Origin of the sequence: Nonomuraea sp. NPDC049714, from assembly GCF_044465295.1 — a bacterium.
GTDB lineage: Bacteria > Actinomycetota > Actinomycetes > Streptosporangiales > Streptosporangiaceae > Nonomuraea.
The window spans coordinates 247,840-263,513 of the sequence record NZ_JBITLM010000015.1 but is presented as its reverse complement, the minus strand read 5'-3'; the positions used below and the strand labels follow the sequence as shown (position 1 = coordinate 263,513).

Below are 15,674 nucleotides of genomic sequence, written 5' to 3'. Positions count from 1 at the left end.
TACCAGGCTCGAACCGCGCCGGCTTCGACAACGCCAGCTCCACCAGCTCCTGCGGCCGGTAGGTCCTGAACCGGTCGTCCACCCACTCCCGGCCCGACCAGACGATCCCCGGCACGAACTCGGGGTAGTAATCGCCGGTGAAGTTGAACACCCCACTGGTGTGCTGCAACAACATCCGTACCGTGATCCGCTCGTCCAGCCCGAACTCGGGCAGATAGCCCGCCACCGCCTCGTCCAGCCCGATCCTGCCCTCCGCCACCAACTGCAGCACCACGGTCGCGGTGAAGGTCTTGGTGTTACTACCGATCCGGACATGCCCATCCGTCGACGGCTTCACAGAACCACCCAACTCAGCCGCACCCGCGCTGCCGGCCCACTCACCCCGCTCATCACGCACCCGCAACGACACCCCGACGAAACCCGCATCGACCACCTCCTCGATCACCTTCTGCAACTCCGGACGATCCTGCCCCGTAGCGTCCATAGCAAGGGCGGCGGTGATCTTGCGGGCCATCTCCGCCACGACAGGGCTGGGCCCGCCCTTCTGCGGCCGGGCGGCTGCTTCGATGGCGACGATGACGGTCCTGCGGAAGTTGTCGGCCTCGGCAGGGTCCCGCTGCCGCAGCAGGCTCATGGCCGCCGTCAGGGCCGGCAGCACCACGTCGGCCAGTTCGGCCACGGACTTGCCGTACTGCACGCCCTTGGGCGCCTTGGCGAGCACGTGCCCCACCACACCGGTCGCGGAGGTCAGGGCGACGGAACCCTCGGTGGCGACCTTGTGCGCCGAGCCGGCGGCACCAGCGGCCGACATCAACGAGACGGCACCCCACGCGGCCGTACGCAGAGTGAGCTTGTCCTGGTCGTTAAGGGTGAGGGACATGGTGATGCGCTCCTTCGGATCTGAAGACCAAGTGAACGGAGCCGCGATCGCTGAACCGTTCATGGCGTCCACGATCGCCAACCGCTCTGATACCGGGCCGTCGCCGTCCTGACACGGCCGCTGACAGCGCTGCGCGAAGCCCACCGGCCCCTGGTCAGGGGTTCACAGGCGCCGCACAGCGACGGCACACGTCCCGTACAGGCCGGCGGCCGACAGTTGGCGGGTGAACCGGATGAAAAGAACGCGACCGATGACCTTCCCCTCGACGCCCCCGACGCCCGTGACGCCCGCAGGCCCGCGGGGCGTGACGCGCGTCAGGGGGTGGCTGCGCGGGCGGGCGGACGACGCCGCCTGGGTCCGCCCGGTCCTGCTGGCGCTGCTGCTGGCCACGGCGGTGCTCTATCTGTGGGGGTTGGGCGCCTCCGGCTGGGCGAACTCGTTCTACGCCGCGGCGGCGCAGGCCGGATCGCAGAGCTGGACGGCCTTCTTCTTCGGCTCGTCCGACGCCGCCAACTCGATCACCGTCGACAAGACCCCCGCCTCCCTGTGGGCGATGGCGCTGTCGGCGCGACTGTTCGGCGTCAACGCGTGGAGTCTGCTCGCGCCGCAGGCGTTGATGGGCGTGGCCACCGTCGGGTTGCTGTACGCGACCGTCCGCCGCTGGTACGGCCCTGCGGCGGGGCTGATCGCCGGGGCGGCGACCGCGTTGACGCCGGTGGCCGTGCTGATGTTCCGTTTCAACAACCCTGACGCGCTGCTGGTGCTGCTCATGGTCGCCGGCGCGTACGCGATCGTCCGGGCCGTGGAGAGCGGCGCGACGAAGTGGCTGGTGTGGGCCGGCGTCTTCGTCGGGTTCGGTTTCCTCGCCAAGATGCTCCAGGCGCTGCTGGTGGTCCCGGTGTTCGCGCTGGTGTACCTCGTCGCGGGACCGCCCAAGCTGGGCCGGCGCGTCTGGCAGCTGCTCCTGGCGGGTGTCGCGCTGGTCGCGTCCGCCGGTTGGTACGTCGCCGTCGTCGAGCTCGTCCCCGCCTCGATGCGCCCCTACATCGGCGGCTCGCAGAACAACAGCCTGCTTGAGCTGACCCTCGGTTACAACGGCCTGGGCAGGCTGAACGGCAACGAGGTCGGCAGCATCGGCGGCGGGCAGGGCGGCGGCTGGGGCGAGACCGGCTGGACGCGGATGTTCGACGCCGGGCAGGGCGGTCAGATCGCCTGGTTGCTGCCCGCAGCGCTCATTCTGCTGGTGGCGGGCCTGGTCGTGACCGCACGGACAGCGCGTACGGACCGCACTCGGGCCGGGTTCGTCCTGTGGGGCGGCTGGCTGCTGGTCACCGCCGGGGTGTTCAGCTTCATGGCGGGAATCTTCCACGCCTATTACACCGTCGCGCTCGCCCCCGCCGTCGGCGCGGTGACCGGTATGGGCGCGGTGATGTTGTGGCGGCGGCGGACCGACCCGCGGGCGGCCCTGGTCGGCGCCACGGCGGTGGCGGTGACGGGCTGGTGGTCGTTCGAGCTGCTCGGCCGCAGCGACGCCTTCGTGCCGTGGCTGCGCTGGCCGGTGCTGGTCATCGGGCTGCTCACGGCCGCGGGGCTGCTCGTGACCGTACGACTGTCCGCGCGGGTGGCCGGGCCGATCGCGGCGGCGGCGCTCGTGGTCGTCCTGGCCGGGCCCGCGGCGTACGCGATCGACACGGCGGCGACCCCGCACGGTGGCTCCATCCCGTCGGCCGGGCCCGCCGTGGCGGGCGGTTTCGGCGAGCGCGGCGGGCCCGGCCGTGGCTTCGGGCCGTACGGGACCGGCGCGCTGCGCGGCATGCCACAGCCGGGAGAGTGGCGGAGTGCGGCGGCGCGCGGGCCGCGCGGCGGTGGCATGAACGGACTGATCAACGGCTCCACGGCGAGCGCGGACATGGTCGCGCTGCTCAAGCGCGACGCCGCCGCGTACACGTGGGTGGCCGCCGCGATCGGCTCCCAGAACGCCTCGGGCTACCAGCTGGCCACCGGCGCGCCGGTCATGGCCGTCGGAGGCTTCAACGGCAGCGACCCCTCGCCCACGCTGGCGCGGTTCCAGAGGTACGTGTCCGAGCGGAAGATCCACTACTTCATCGGCGGCGGCCCAGGCGCCGGACCTGGCGGGGGACCAGGCCGTGGAGCTCGCGGTGGCAGCAATGCCGGCGCGGAGATCTCCGCCTGGGTCGAGGCCACCTTCACCGCCACCACGGTCGGCGACATCACCGTCTACGACCTGACATCCCCTTGACCGGCCTGCGGAGCGCCGCCAGGCGGATTTCCGCAGGTCGCGCCCCATTCACAGGGCGGCCACAGCAAGGCCACAACTGCGGGAAAGCCGCCGGACCGAAGGTGAGGCCATGAGCCCTTCGACGCTTCCCACGCACGTCGCGGCCACGGCTTCCGCAGGTCACCACGCCCCGGTGCTCGATGTCGTGGTCCCCGTCCACAACGAGGAGCACGACCTCGAACCGTCCGTACGCCGTCTGCACGCCCACCTGTCGGACGACTTCCCCTACCCCTTTCGCATCACGGTCGCCGACAACGCCAGCACCGACAGGACCTCGCGGATCGCCGCAGCGCTCGCCGCCGAGCTGCCGGAGGTGGCCTTCGTACGGCTGCCGGCCAAGGGACGCGGCCGGGCGCTCAAGCACACCTGGTCGGCCTCCGACGCGCAGGTCCTGGCGTACATGGACGTCGACCTGTCCACCGATCTGGCCGCCCTGCTGCCCCTGGTGGCCCCGCTCATCACCGGCCACTCCGACCTGGCGATCGGCTCCCGCCTGTCGCGCGGAGCCCGGGTGACGCGCGGCCCCAAGCGGGAGATCATCTCGCGCTGCTACAACCTGCTGCTGCGGGGCACGCTCGCCGCTCGCTTCTCGGACGCGCAGTGCGGCTTCAAGGCGGTGCGCGCCGACGTCGCGGCCCGGCTGCTGCCGCTGGTGGAGGACACCGGCTGGTTCTTCGACACCGAGCTTCTCGTCCTCGCCGAACGCGCCGGACTGCGCATCCACGAGGTGCCCGTCGACTGGATCGACGACCCGGACAGCCGCGTCGACCTCCTGCCCACGATCATGGCCGACGTCAGGGGCATCGCCCGGCTGGCCAGGGCGCTGGCGACCGGCCGCCTTCCTCTGGCGGGCCTGCGCGAGCAACTCGGGCGCTCCCCGCTCCCCGTGGCGGGCGTGCCCGCCGGCCTGCCGGGTCAACTGCTGCGCTTCGCCGCCGTCGGAACCGTCAGCACGCTCGCCTACCTGCTGCTGTACGCCCTGCTGCGCGGGACGACCGGCGCCCAGGCGGCGAACCTCGTCGCCCTCCTCGTCACCGCCGTGGCGAACACGGCGCTCAACCGCCGGCTCACGTTCGGTGTCCGTGGGCCGGGCCGGTGGTGGCGGCAGCAGGCGCAGGGACTCATCGCCTTCGCCGCGAGCCTCGCCCTGACGGGCGGCGCCCTCGCCCTACTGCACGCCGCCGACAGCACGCCGCCCCGGCCGCTGGAGTTCGGGGTGCTGGTGACGGCGAACCTGGCCGCCACCTGCGTGCGATTCCTGCTTCTGCGTACGTGGGTCTTCGGCAGGACCGTCTAGGCAGGATCCCGGCCGCCGGTGTTCCACGCCGGCGTGGGGGCCGTCCTGCACGTCGCGGTGATGGCCCTGTTCGGGCTGCTCACCGTGACCGCCGAGAAGGGCGACACGCCCGCCGCCATGGCCGATCCGCTCGAGGCCGCCGTGACGCGGATGATCGGCTGGACCGCGATGACTCCCACCTACTTCGCCATGAGCGTCGTGCCCGCCTTCCTGCTCGGGATCTGGGCGGCTCGCCGCCGGCTGCTGGAAGAGCCGGCGGCGCATCGAGGACTGTTGTCGCGGACCGTCATCGCGGGCACGCTGATCGCGGTCGCCGGCGGGCTGCCGCTGACGCTGATCGACACGCGGCTCTGGATCCCCTCGGACGCGATTCGGCGTCTCGGCGTACGCGCTGCACAGCGTCACCGGAATCGCCGGCGGGCTCGCGTACGCCGCGCTGGTGGGACTCTTCGCGGCCGGGATGGAGCGCGACAGGCGGCGGCGCGGCGCGGTGACCCGCGCGCTGGTCGCGTGCGGCCAGTGGTCGCTCACCTGCTACCTGCTGCAGTCGGTGGTCTTCGTCCTGCTGTTCACGCCGTACCTCGGCGGGCTCGGCGCCAGCGTCGGCGACGCCGCCGCGACCGGCATCGCCGTGCTCACTTGGCTGGGGACAGTGGTGCTGGCGGCGGCACTGTCCGGTACGGGTCGGCGCGGCCCGGCGGAGACCGCGCTGCGGCGGCTGACGTACGGGTTCGGCCGGAGTACGCCAGAAGCACACCGCGTGGTGTAGGCGTCTGCCGTCTGTGATGCCCATTCTGTGTCGCTGGTGACGCACCCGTCACCGTCGCGGTATGTCACGGAGCCAACGCGTCACGTTACCTTCGGTGCGCTGCGGGGTGTTGATCGGCCAGGCTCCGGGCCGACGCGCGACCGCGGCCGTTCATTTGGCGGTGTCCGTGGTCAACCGACCGGAACGATGACCATCGAGGCGGGCCGTGGCCGGCGGCGACCGATTCGTGAACGGAGTCCGTAGGTGAAGATCGCGGTCCTGGACGTCGACGGCACGTTGTTTCCCGGCGCGCTGGCGCAGGCGATGCCGGCGAAGTTGGTGGCGGCGGGATTGAGCCCGCCGGATCGCCTGGCCCGGTTGCGCGCATGCGGCGCGCGGATACCTGGTTGCGAGCAGGAAAGCGTCGCGGTCGCCGAGCGCATGTCGAGCCTGTTCGCGGCGATGCTGACCGATGTCGTCTGCCGACGGGTCGCGCACGTCGCCGAACAGGTGTGGGAAAAGGAACGCGGCCGGGTGTTCCCCTTCGCCCGGCTGCTGGTCGCGGCACTGCGGGACGCGGGCTACGTCCCGATGCTGATCTCCAGCGGGCCGCAGATGCTGGTGGCCCACCTGGCCGCCGAGCTCGGCGTTGCTCTCTATCGAGGTGTCCGGTTCGTGGCGGAAGACGGCTTGTACACGGGCCGGACCGCACCGGGTATGCCGGGGGCCAAGGTGAGCGCGGCGATGGAGTTGGCCGGGGGCGATCCGATCGACTGGCCCGCCTCGATGGCCATGGGCAACACGCTGGGGGATCTCGCACTGCTGCAGCGCGCTGGGCATCGCGTCGCCTTCGAGCCCTCTCCGGCGTTGCTGGCTCACCCGGACGTGGGGGAGTGGACGGTCTGCGACCGTCACGACGTGGCCGCCACCCTGCGCGAGCGGATGAGTCTCGATCTTCCGCCCGTCCCGGGCCGCGCGAGCAACCACGCGGGCGGCCCTGCCCGTCCGGTGACTGCCGTGCCACCAGCCGAACTGACCAGCGCGATCCGGCGGCTGCGCGAGCATGTACTCCGGCAGATGGACCGTCGCTCGGTGGTCGTGGGCCGCTGCGCGAGCAGGGTCTGCGAATCGGCTCTCATGCTCACGCTGACGCGCCGCGAAAAGCTGGAGCCCCGCACGCAGCAGGCGCTGCGGGCATATCTGGAGCGCGCCAGGGCCGACGCGGGAGACTACGACCGCGCCGTCATCGACGCCACGTTGCACGGCGTACCCGCGCGTGACCCCGAACGCCTGGCCGAGCACGCCTGCGAGGGGGCCGGCCAGCCCTGCTCGGCCCGTAACAAGCTCGCCCTGGTCTCCGTCCTGGCGCTCGTCGGCCCCGAACCGTTCAGCGTGCGAGCCGACTCCGACGCCTTCGAGCACCATGGCCAGGTTGCCTGGACAGCGCTGCGGTTGATGGCCATCCACCTGCTCAACACCGCCGATCCGGTCCCGGCCGAGCTGACCGAGCGGCTGCTGAACCGTACCGAGCAGGGCCAGCGACACGGGGTGTGGGAGAAGTTCGCCTTTTCGCACCTGTTCGCCCTGCTGGCCCTCAACCGCGTGCTGCCCGGACATCCGGTGATCCGCCAGGGGGTGCGTCACCTGGCCGCTTGCCAGAACCCCGACGGCGGCATGCCCATGATCGCCAGTGAGGAGGTCTTCGCCACCGTCACCGCGGGACTGGCGCTGGCCCGCGCCGGCGTCCCGGCGCGCATCCTCACCGCGATGGGCGACTATCTGGCCGCTCAGCAGCGACCGGACGGGGGCTGGGCCTACGCCGAAGGCGTCCGGACCACCGACACCGACTCCACCACCCATGTCCTGCGCTTCCTGCACGATGTGGACCCGGCCGCCTACCAGCAGGCCATCGGCCGCGCCCGGCGCAACCTGAGCACCCTGCAAGATCCCTCCGGCGGCTTTCCCACCTACCTGCCAGGCCAGCCCTGCGAGGTCACCATGACGGCCAACGCCGTGGCCGCACTTGCTCCCTACGCATGGGCGCACCGCCCGGCCCTGGACCGTGCGACCGGATATCTCCTGGCCGCCCAACGCCCCGACGGCACCTTCGAGCGAAGCTGGAGCCTCAGCGAAGCCAACGCCATGTCCCACACCATGCACGCGCTGCATACCGCCTACCGGCGCAATCCCGGCACGCACGCAGGCCGCGTGCTCCCCGCCATCGCCGCGGCCCGACGACGGCTGTGGACCACCGCCAACCCCGACGGCGGATGGGGACAGATCCCCGGCCGCCCCAGCGATCCGATCAGCACCGCCTACACCCTCTTCGCGCTCGGCCCCGCAGACCACCGCGGCGGCATCGACCGCGGCATCCGCTACCTGCTCGACCGGCAGGACACCGACGGCGGCTACACCTCGATCACCGACCAGGCCGCCCCCCGCCCCCTGCCCTACGACATCCCGGTCCTGGCCGACCACTACGTCCTGCTGGCCCTGGCCCACCTCCAAGCGAACCGGCCACCGCCGGACTGATGTGGCTGACCCGGCTCAACACGCATCCACCCCCTCGCGTCGAGGGCAAGCCGCGAAGAGGCGGCGATGTGTTAACTTGGCCATATGGCTAAGTTGGGCGATCGGCCAAGTTCAGTCCGGGGGAGCCGGCGTCGAGAGCAACTGGTGGACGCCGCCATCGCGCTGCTGTGCGAGGGGGGCTGGCAGGCCGTCACCACGCGTGGGGTGGCCGAGCGCGCCGACACCAACGCCGGCCTGATCCACTACCACTTCGGCGGGCTGCCGGGGCTGCATGCGGCGATCATCCGGCGAGCGGGGGAGCTGGTCATCAACCCCCTGGTCGCCGAGCTTCTCGACGCGGCGGACGAATGGGCGGCGCTGGCCGCCGTACACCGCCTGCTGCCGGAGACCACCGGTGACGAGCGGACGGCGCGGCTGGCCGCGGAGCTGCTCGCGGGGGCCACCCGCGACCCGGCCCTGGGCGAGGTGCTGCGTGACCAGCTGCGCGAGGCCCGGACCCAGCTCGCCGGGCGGATCCGGCAGCTGCGTCCCGGATGGTCGCCCGAACGGGCGACGGGGGTGGCCACGCTGGTCGCGGCGCTGATCGACGGGCTGATGCTGCACTACATGATCGACCACGAGCTGCCGGTCGGTGAGGCGCTCACCGGGGTGGCGGACCTGCTCAGGAACGGAAAGGACTGAACCATGCGGATCATCCAGAAGCCCGCCCCGCCGACGGGCCTGCGCCGCAGGCTGTGGCGCCTGCCCATCCAGCTGTACCGGCTGGGGCTGGGCCCGCTGCTGGGGCAGCGGATCATGCTGCTCACGCACCTCGGCCGCGTCTCCGGCCGGCCGCGCCAGGCGGTCATCGAGGTGGTCGAGCACGATGAGCGCGGCTGGGTGGCGGCCTCCGGGTTCGGGCCACGCGCCGACTGGTACCAGAACGTCATGAAGACCCCGGACGTCACCATCCAGGTCGGCGGTCGCACCCTGCCGGTGACGGCCACCCCACTGCCCGCCGACGAAGGCGCGGAGCTCATGGCACGGTACGCGCCGCGCCACCCGGCCGCCGCCCGCCGGCTTTCCAAGATCATGGGGTTCGAGGTGGACGGCAGCGTGCGGGATTACCGTGAGGTCGGCCGGCTCGTTCCGTTCGTACGATTCATCCCCAGGTCGACCGAGACCTGACAAGGATCAGCAGCTGCCTCGCCCTACCCACCTGCTCGCCGCTGCCGGCTTGACGGCCGCAGCCCTGCTCGCCAGCGCCTCTACCGCACACGCCATCGTCGACCCGGTCGTCGCGGGCAGCTGCCTTGTCACCAGTGCCACCGAGGTCACTAGCGTGCTGGACCTAGCGGGCGGGACACCGGGACAGCGTGCGCGAGCAGCTCGGTCCTGGCCCAACGCGGCACGCCCGTTCTCGCCGGCCGACTACGCCGACGATGCCTCCGGACCCCCAGCCGGCAATGCGTACGGCTCGCCGCAGAAATAGCGGTTGAACGCGTCTACGACGGCCAGCAGCATGGGCGCGACCGCCGGATCGTTGCGCTGCACGTTGACCGACAGCGTCATCCGGCGCCCCCCGGTGGCATCGGCGAAACTGAAAGTCACGTAGCCGGGGATCGAGCCGGTCGCGCCCCACATCTCGCCGCAGGTGAGTCCCACCGTCTCCAGCCCAAGCCCGTACCGGGGGAAGACCGGGGCCTGCGGCGTGGCGACGCCGGTGCGCATCTGCGCCAGCGATTTCCGGCTGACGAGCCGGCCGTCGAAGAGCGCTCGGTAGAAACGGTTGAGGTCGCGGGCGTCGGAGACCACACCGTACGCTGCCCAGGCGAAGGACGGGTTCAGCCGGGTGATGGGACGCCAGTGAGCCCGGAAGGCTCGGGTCGGCGCCCGTGGGCAGGTAGTAGCCGGTGGCGTGTGGGCCACGGATGCCGTCCCAGGTCTCGGGCAGGTAGGAGCGCGTCATCCCGGCCGGACGGAAGATCCTCCGGTCGAGTTCAGCGCTGAGTTCATGACCCGTCACCTTCTCCACGAGCAGCCCGAGCGCGATGTAGCCGGTGTTGGAGTAGGAGAAGCGGCCGCGCTCGGGCTGGGGCAGCCGCTCGGACTCGTCGATGAGCCGCTGCGGCGAGTAGGTCCGCTGACCGTACTGCTCAGGGTCGTCGAACTCGGCGGCGCGGTCGTAGGTGGCCAGGCGCCGGTGTGGTTCAGCAGCTCCCGCACGGTGATCTGGTCGCCGTCGTCGATCTCGCCGGCCAGCCACTTGCCGATCGGCTCGTCCAGACTCAGCCTGCCTTCCTCGGCCAGCTGCACCACGATTGCGGCGACCATGCTCTTGGTCACGCTGGCGACACGGAATCGTGCCTCGCGCGGCACTGGCTTCCGGGTGTCGAGATCGGCGGTCCCGCTGGCGCCGATCCAGGTCCCGCGGTCGTCGTCGATCCGGGCCAGGACACCGGGGGCACCGGCGGCCACGGTCGCACCTCTGTGCCACTTCCGCGGACCGGGGCCTGAGGAACGGGCTCCACCTTCAGGGCAAGCGATCTGCGGCGTTGTGGCAGACGGGCGGCTGTTCGTCGGAACCGGTGGGAGCGATCCGGTCGAAATCGGGGACGGGCGGCCTGAGCCCGCTGCGCGGCCACGGCGTCCTGACCGGCGAGCCCCGGTTCCTGCGCCAGGGCTCTGACCAGGCTGCCGGTCGGCTGCGTTTCTCAGAGCGCGACCGAGCGCAGCAGTTGCTCCAGGCGCCGCTCGCCGTCGCGGGTCTGGGCACCTGCCGTGAGCGCGCCGCGGAGCAGCTTCTCCGCGGCGGGCCGGACGAACTGGCTCGCCCACGCCTCGTGCTCGCGCAGCATCCCGGTGGCCATGTCCTGCGGCGGCAGGGCGCTCTTGACGGCCGCGATCGTGCCGTCCGGCAGGCCCGCGATGTTACGGGCGAGCCGGTCGACGAACGCGTCGATCTCGTCGGCAGGCAGCGCGCGATTGACCCAGCCGTAGCGTTCGGCCGTCTGCGCGTCGAACGGGTCCGCGCCGAGGACGATCTCCAGCGCGCGATTGCGGCCGGCCCGGCCGAGCAGGTATTGCGTGCCGCCGCCACCGGGCACGATGCCGCCCAGCACCTCCATCTGGCCGAGCCCGGCCCGGCCGATCGCCGCGAAACTCATGTCGGCCGCCGCGACGAACTCGGCCCCTCCACCACGAGCCATCCCGGCCAGCTTGACGATCGTCACTTGGGGCTGGGTGCGCAAAGCCTCGCCGAGTGCCTGGAAGACGTTGAGTCCAGCCGGCGCCCCGGCGGTCGGGTCGGCGGTGGCGTCCTCGTCGTCGATGAGCGTCATGTCGACGTGGGCGATGAAGAACTCTGGGTCAGCGCTCTCGAACACGACAACCTTGGCCGTCTCGTCCTCCCGCAACGTGGTCAGCAGCGTCATCAGGTCGGCCATCATCGCCAGGCTGAGCACGTTCACGGGCGGGTTGTCGATGACGACCTTGACGACACCGCGGTCGCGCGTCACGTGCAGGGTGGGGAAAGTGGGCTGGCTCACGCCGGTAACTCCGTTCCGGAGGCGGCGACGGCCATGCGACAGTGGCAGCCGCGCCGCTAGGTATCTGATGAATACCTATGATTGGGTGATCGCCGAGAGGCGTCAATAACGCACTTTCAGCATCTCAAGGATCCCGGAGGATACCGAGAGTGACCGAGACCATCGAGCCGGAGTGGGTTTTCCGCGCTGACTGCCCGACCCGTCCGATCCTCGACCAGATCGCGGACAAGTGGTCGATGATGACGATGGCGGTGCTGGTGGAGCCGCAACGGTTCAACCAGATCAAGCGTCGGCTCGAGGGAGTCACCCAGCGCGTGCTCACTCAGACCCTGCGCCGCCTCGAACGCAACGGCATGATCGAACGCCGCGTCCTGCCGACCTCGCCCGTAGGGGTGGAGTACTCACTGACGCCACTCGGCGAGTCGCTGCGCGAGCCGTTCTTGCACCTCTACACCTGGGCGGTCGAGCACGCCGACGACATCGGCGCCCGGCAGCGGGCCTACGACACGCGCTCTGAAGCCGGCGGGGGTTGAGCGCTCCTCGTCCGTGATCTCCGACGAGGAGGGTAGCGAACGACAATGATTATCGTTAGTGTGTCGCGCTAGGTTCACCTAACTCGACGCGAAAGGGTGGCCATGTCCACCGTCTCCTCAGCACGGAAGGCGCCATCGGTGCTTGCTCCCGCCCGTGCCACCCTGATCGGCTGCGCCGTGCTGACCGGTGTCAGCGCGCTCGCCGGGATGGCGCCGCTGGTCGCCGTGGTGGAGATCAGCCGCCGGCTGCTCCGCGCCGGGTTAGGACTGTGCTTTGTGTCCGCTATGGGTAGCTGTGTTTCGGCGATGATCTGTGCGTGTCGGTAACGTCACCCTAAGCTATATCCGGCCCGATGGGCTGAGGTCGTAGGGGCGGACGCGGGTCGGGTGGGTGCTGATGGGTGAGGTGGTGTCCACCGCGTCCTGCCGGGCGTTTCGTGCGGTGCTGGAATCCTCGGGTGAGGTGGTCGGTGAGCGGGTGCTGGCCGAGCGGGTGAGCCGGTTGGCCGCTGTGGTCTGGCGATGACGGCCGGGGTGGTGGCGGAGCGTTGGAATCGGGCGGATCTGGACCTGCTGGATGCGGGGGTCGGGCTGGACGGCCGTGCTCTGCCCGCCAAAGGGTGGATGGCGGTGCGCCGTCTCGGCTGGGGTGCGGCCGCTCCGGTGGGGGTGTATGTCTCTGATCGGGTGCGCCGGTGCGCGGAGGAGGAGGCTGCCCGGGCGCTGCGGTTGGCGTTGTATCGGCGGGCAGTGCTGGCGGCGATCATCGCGACGTGGCCCGCCGATCCCGGCTGGCGCACCGACGCCGAGTGGACCGCGGTGCGTGCCGCGCTGAACGCGACGGCGGGGGTGGCGGGTGGCGGGGTGTCGGCAGCGTTGATCCGTAACCGGACCCGGCAGGTGCGCGCCTACCTCGACGAGCACGGACTGTCACCCGCCGACCTGACCGACCTGACCGACCTGACCGGTCAGGCCGGTCGGTTGCGTCGGGTGGATGTGGTGGAGGTGGAGGGCCCGCCGGTGGTGGCCGCGCAGGTGCTACTCGCGGCCGCTGACCGGCAGTTGGTCACTCTGGAACGCGTCGGCCCCTCCGGCGCGCGGTTGCGGGTTCAGCTTCCGTTGTGCGCGCGGCCGGCCGCCCGCCGGGATTGGGCGTGGCATGTGCTGCCGGTTCCGCTGCCCCCGCAGGTGCCGGTGGATGCGCGGCTGTGCAGTCCGACCCTGCGGGTGGCCGACGGCCGGGTGCGGGTCGACCTGCCGTTCACGGTGGCGGTGTCGTATGCCCCGGCCACCGGTCACACGGTCGCGGCAGGGTTCGACTGGGGGGTCAACACGCTGCTCACCGGCACCATCGGGCGGCTGCACGACGGCCGGGTGGAGGGTGATGGCCATCCGCTCCTCTATGACGCCACCACGGTCAGTGCGAAACTGCATCGGTTGCGCGGGCACCGTGAGGCGCTGGCCGCCAAACGCGACCACTACGCCACCCTCCAAGCCGGACTCACCCCCAGCGCCACCACACACGCCGCCCGCCACCCCGCCCGTGATGCGGCCCGCCACGAGCAGGTGGCCGCGCTGTATGAGCGGGCCGACCGGGAGCACGCGCGGGTGTGCGCGCGGATCCGGCACCTGAACAACGCCCTGTCCTGGAGCGCCGCCCGCTGGGCCGTCGACCAGGCGGTCGCGTTGGGCGCCTCGGTCATCTACCTGGAAGACCTCGCCACGCTGGAGGCTCGCGGACGCCGACGCGGCAACGCCGCCCTGTCCGGCCAAGTCCGGGGACGGGTGGCCGACGCCATCCGGCATCTGGCCGCCAAGACCGGGCTCGCCGTGGTGACGGTGCCCGCGCGCGGCACCAGCACATACTGCCCACGCTGCGGCACCGGCACCGCACCCCTGCACCACACGCCCGCCCCCGACCGGCTCACCCAGCGCGGCTGGAAATGGGCGCACTGCCCCCACTGCGGCCTGTCCTGCGACCGCGACCAGGCCGCCGCTGAGCGGATCGTCTCCCGCGGCCTGCTCGCCCAACGCCATACCGTCACCGACCGCGTCAGCGGTGTCCGCACCATCCGTACCGTCGTGGAAGGCAACCTCGCCCGCGTCCGCCGCCCGCGTAAGCCGACCAGGGCCGCCCGGCGCGCCCGCCGCACCCGCACCGACCTCCACCCACGCCCCCAAACCCGACACGACCGACAGGCCCGACTGGACCGGACCAAGACCGGCGCCACCCCCCAACGACCCACCCGCCAACGGCCCACAGAGCGATCCACCACGAAGACTTTCAGCCAGCTGCCCGACCGGCGTCTGGTGCCCGCCCCCACCCACCCGGTGGGACAGCGTCCGGCGGGCCAAGTACCCCAGGCGAACAGCCCCACGGCCGTCCGCACAGGACTTGTACGCGATTCTCACCAGCGGACCGGCTTCCACCACGTGAAAGCCACCCCCGTACTCGCACTAGCCGAGTACGGGAGCGGCAGACCCAAGGCCACGCCCGCCCGAAACGCCTGAATCCCTCAGGAAACCACAGAGAATCGCAGACGCTCATGAACGGGCTCATCCCGCACTTCCACGAAGGCCGGCTCGACGGCGTCGTGCACCTCGACGGGCAGGCCGTCGCCGACCTGTCGCTCGATCGGCTCGGCCGCCGGACCGGCACCGTGCTCCAGCATCCCCGCCGCCAGTTCTTCACCGACGGCGCCGAGACCGAGCTGGCGTTCGCGCTGGAGAACTTCGGCGAACCGCCGGAGAGCATCCGCGACCGCGTCACCACGACGCTCGACGAGCACGCCCTGCGGGACCTCACCGGCCGCCGGCTGCAGGGCCTGTCCGGCGGCCAGCAGCAACAGGTGGCCTGCGCCGCCGCGTCCGCCCACCACCCGTCCCTGCTGCTGTTCGACGAGCCCACCTCCAACCTCTCGGCCACCGCGATCGGACGCTTCACCGCCACGCTCGCCCGGCTCCGCGCCCACGGGGCCACCATCGTCATCGCCGAGCACCGGCTGCATTTCCTGCGCGGCCTCGCCGACCGGGTCATCGCCCTGCGCGAGGGCCGGGTCGACGCCGAATGGTCAGGCGAGGAGTTCGCCGCCCTGGACGACGACGCCCTGAGCGCGGAAGGCCTCCGCGGCCGCACTCCGCCCGCGCGCCGGACACCCCCCATCGGCTCAAGCGCGCGGGCCGAGCGTCGAACGTGCCGCCGCGCCTGCCAGGGACGGGGCGGGCGCGACCGGCCTGACCCTGCGCGGCATCCGCTGCGCCTTCCGCGGCCGCCGGGCGCTCGACATCGAGGAGGCCCACCTGCCTCCGGGAATGATCACCGCGATCACCGGGCCGAACGGCGCAGGCAAGAGCACCCTGGCCCGGATCCGCACCGGCCTGCAACGCCACGAAGGGGACGTACTCCTGGACGGGCGGCGACTCGGCCGGACCCGACGTCAGCGGTGCAGCGCGATCGTCATGCAGGACGTACAGCGGCAGTTGTTCACCGACAGCGTCGAGGCCGAGCTCCGGCTGGGCGCCGGGCCGGACCTGGGCTTCCGCTTCCGCGAGCTGTTGCGGGATCTGGGCCTCGACGCCCTGGCCGGCCGCCACCCGCTCTCCCTGTCCGGCGGGCAGCAGCAGCGCCTCGTCGTGGCGGCGGCCCGGCTCAGCGCCCGCCGGATCGTGGTGTTCGACGAGCCGAGCTCCGGCGTCGACCGTCGTCACCTGCACTCCATCACCCAGGTCATGCGCGACCTCGCCGCCGATGGCGCCGTCGTGCTCCTCGTCAGCCACGACGACGAACTCCTCGCCCTGGCCACCGACCAGGAGCTCAAGCTGCGTCCCGTCGACTCGCTCTGGCGCTGAGAGGGTGAA

General features: G+C 71.5%; 16 protein-coding genes and 2 pseudogenes. 12 read left to right on the top strand and 6 right to left on the bottom strand.

The features are described 5' to 3' along the window. Positions 1-880, bottom strand: an 880-nt coding sequence (locus tag ACIBQX_RS42925) for a serine hydrolase domain-containing protein (protein WP_397015138.1), incomplete at its 3' end; no start/stop codon positions are given. Positions 881-1,112: 232 nt separating this feature from the next. Here ACIBQX_RS42925 and ACIBQX_RS42920 point away from each other — a divergent pair. Together ACIBQX_RS42920 and ACIBQX_RS42915 are read left to right on the top strand one after the other, a co-directional pair. Then, on the top strand, positions 1,113-3,140 hold the full coding sequence (locus tag ACIBQX_RS42920) for an ArnT family glycosyltransferase (RefSeq protein WP_397015136.1): 2,028 nt from the start codon (positions 1,113-1,115) through the stop codon (positions 3,138-3,140). A gap of 109 nt (positions 3,141-3,249) precedes the next feature. Next, positions 3,250-4,476 carry a glycosyltransferase gene (locus tag ACIBQX_RS42915; protein ID WP_397015134.1) on the top strand — a complete coding sequence of 409 codons (1,227 nt, stop codon included), beginning with the start codon at positions 3,250-3,252 and terminating at the stop codon, positions 4,474-4,476. On the opposite strand, the gene ACIBQX_RS42910 is transcribed toward ACIBQX_RS42915, so the two are convergent. After that, the gene (locus ACIBQX_RS42910) at positions 4,473-4,655 is read right to left on the bottom strand and encodes a hypothetical protein (RefSeq protein WP_397015132.1); all 183 of its coding nucleotides are present in this window, start codon (positions 4,653-4,655) and stop codon (positions 4,473-4,475) included. The genes ACIBQX_RS42915 and ACIBQX_RS42910 overlap by 4 nt on opposite strands. Next, positions 4,656-4,820, bottom strand: coding sequence for a hypothetical protein (locus ACIBQX_RS42905; protein WP_397015130.1), 165 nt, complete (start codon positions 4,818-4,820; stop codon positions 4,656-4,658). Between the two features lie 95 nt (positions 4,821-4,915). Here ACIBQX_RS42905 and ACIBQX_RS42900 point away from each other — a divergent pair, with 95 nt between their 5' ends. From ACIBQX_RS42900 to ACIBQX_RS42885, 4 genes are all read left to right on the top strand, one after another. Then, the gene (locus ACIBQX_RS42900) at positions 4,916-5,245 is read left to right on the top strand and encodes a DUF418 domain-containing protein (RefSeq protein ID WP_397015128.1); all 330 of its coding nucleotides are present in this window, start codon (positions 4,916-4,918) and stop codon (positions 5,243-5,245) included. 243 nt (positions 5,246-5,488) lie between these two features. Beyond that, entirely contained in the window at positions 5,489-7,756 is a 2,268-nt protein-coding gene (locus tag ACIBQX_RS42895) for a haloacid dehalogenase-like hydrolase (protein ID WP_397015126.1), read from the top strand. 144 nt (positions 7,757-7,900) lie between these two features. Next, on the top strand, positions 7,901-8,437 hold the full coding sequence (locus ACIBQX_RS42890) for a TetR/AcrR family transcriptional regulator (protein ID WP_397015124.1): 537 nt from the start codon (positions 7,901-7,903) through the stop codon (positions 8,435-8,437). Between the two features lie 3 nt (positions 8,438-8,440). Then, positions 8,441-8,923: a nitroreductase family deazaflavin-dependent oxidoreductase gene (locus tag ACIBQX_RS42885; RefSeq protein WP_397015122.1), complete on the top strand. Its 483-nt coding sequence runs from the start codon at positions 8,441-8,443 to the stop codon at positions 8,921-8,923. A 243-nt stretch (positions 8,924-9,166) separates the two neighbouring features. Here the strand turns inward: ACIBQX_RS42885 and ACIBQX_RS42880 are convergent. The 3 genes and pseudogenes from ACIBQX_RS42880 to ACIBQX_RS42870 all read right to left on the bottom strand — a co-directional run bounded on the left by ACIBQX_RS42880 (position 9,167) and on the right by ACIBQX_RS42870 (position 11,283). Then, a pseudogene (locus ACIBQX_RS42880) lies at positions 9,167-9,836 on the bottom strand (serine hydrolase domain-containing protein). After that, positions 9,758-10,213 carry a serine hydrolase domain-containing protein gene (locus tag ACIBQX_RS42875; protein ID WP_397015120.1) on the bottom strand — a complete coding sequence of 152 codons (456 nt, stop codon included), beginning with the start codon at positions 10,211-10,213 and terminating at the stop codon, positions 9,758-9,760. The pseudogene ACIBQX_RS42880 and the gene ACIBQX_RS42875 overlap by 79 nt, the downstream one beginning before the upstream one ends. Before the next feature lie 236 nt (positions 10,214-10,449). Next, positions 10,450-11,283: an enoyl-CoA hydratase/isomerase family protein gene (locus ACIBQX_RS42870; protein ID WP_397015118.1), complete on the bottom strand. Its 834-nt coding sequence runs from the start codon at positions 11,281-11,283 to the stop codon at positions 10,450-10,452. Between the two features lie 149 nt (positions 11,284-11,432). Between ACIBQX_RS42870 and ACIBQX_RS42865 the strand changes: the two genes are divergently transcribed. The 6 genes and pseudogenes from ACIBQX_RS42865 (at position 11,433) to ACIBQX_RS42840 (ending at position 15,665) form a co-directional block, all read left to right on the top strand. Beyond that, positions 11,433-11,816: a winged helix-turn-helix transcriptional regulator gene (locus ACIBQX_RS42865; RefSeq protein ID WP_397015116.1), complete on the top strand. Its 384-nt coding sequence runs from the start codon at positions 11,433-11,435 to the stop codon at positions 11,814-11,816. 102 nt (positions 11,817-11,918) lie between these two features. Then, complete coding sequence (locus ACIBQX_RS42860; RefSeq protein WP_397015114.1) at positions 11,919-12,143, top strand: hypothetical protein; 225 nt, start codon at positions 11,919-11,921, stop codon at positions 12,141-12,143. A gap of 70 nt (positions 12,144-12,213) precedes the next feature. Further along, entirely contained in the window at positions 12,214-12,342 is a 129-nt protein-coding gene (locus ACIBQX_RS42855) for a hypothetical protein (protein ID WP_397015112.1), read from the top strand. Continuing rightward, the gene (locus tag ACIBQX_RS42850; protein ID WP_397015110.1) at positions 12,339-14,327 is read left to right on the top strand and encodes a zinc ribbon domain-containing protein; all 1,989 of its coding nucleotides are present in this window, start codon (positions 12,339-12,341) and stop codon (positions 14,325-14,327) included. The genes ACIBQX_RS42855 and ACIBQX_RS42850 overlap by 4 nt, the downstream gene beginning before the upstream one ends. Before the next feature lie 35 nt (positions 14,328-14,362). After that, positions 14,363-14,668 (top strand): annotated as a pseudogene (locus ACIBQX_RS42845) (ABC transporter); the annotation flags it as partial. A gap of 382 nt (positions 14,669-15,050) precedes the next feature. Continuing rightward, positions 15,051-15,665, top strand: coding sequence for an ATP-binding cassette domain-containing protein (locus tag ACIBQX_RS42840; RefSeq protein WP_397015150.1), 615 nt, complete (start codon positions 15,051-15,053; stop codon positions 15,663-15,665). Positions 15,666-15,674 lie beyond the last annotated feature (9 nt).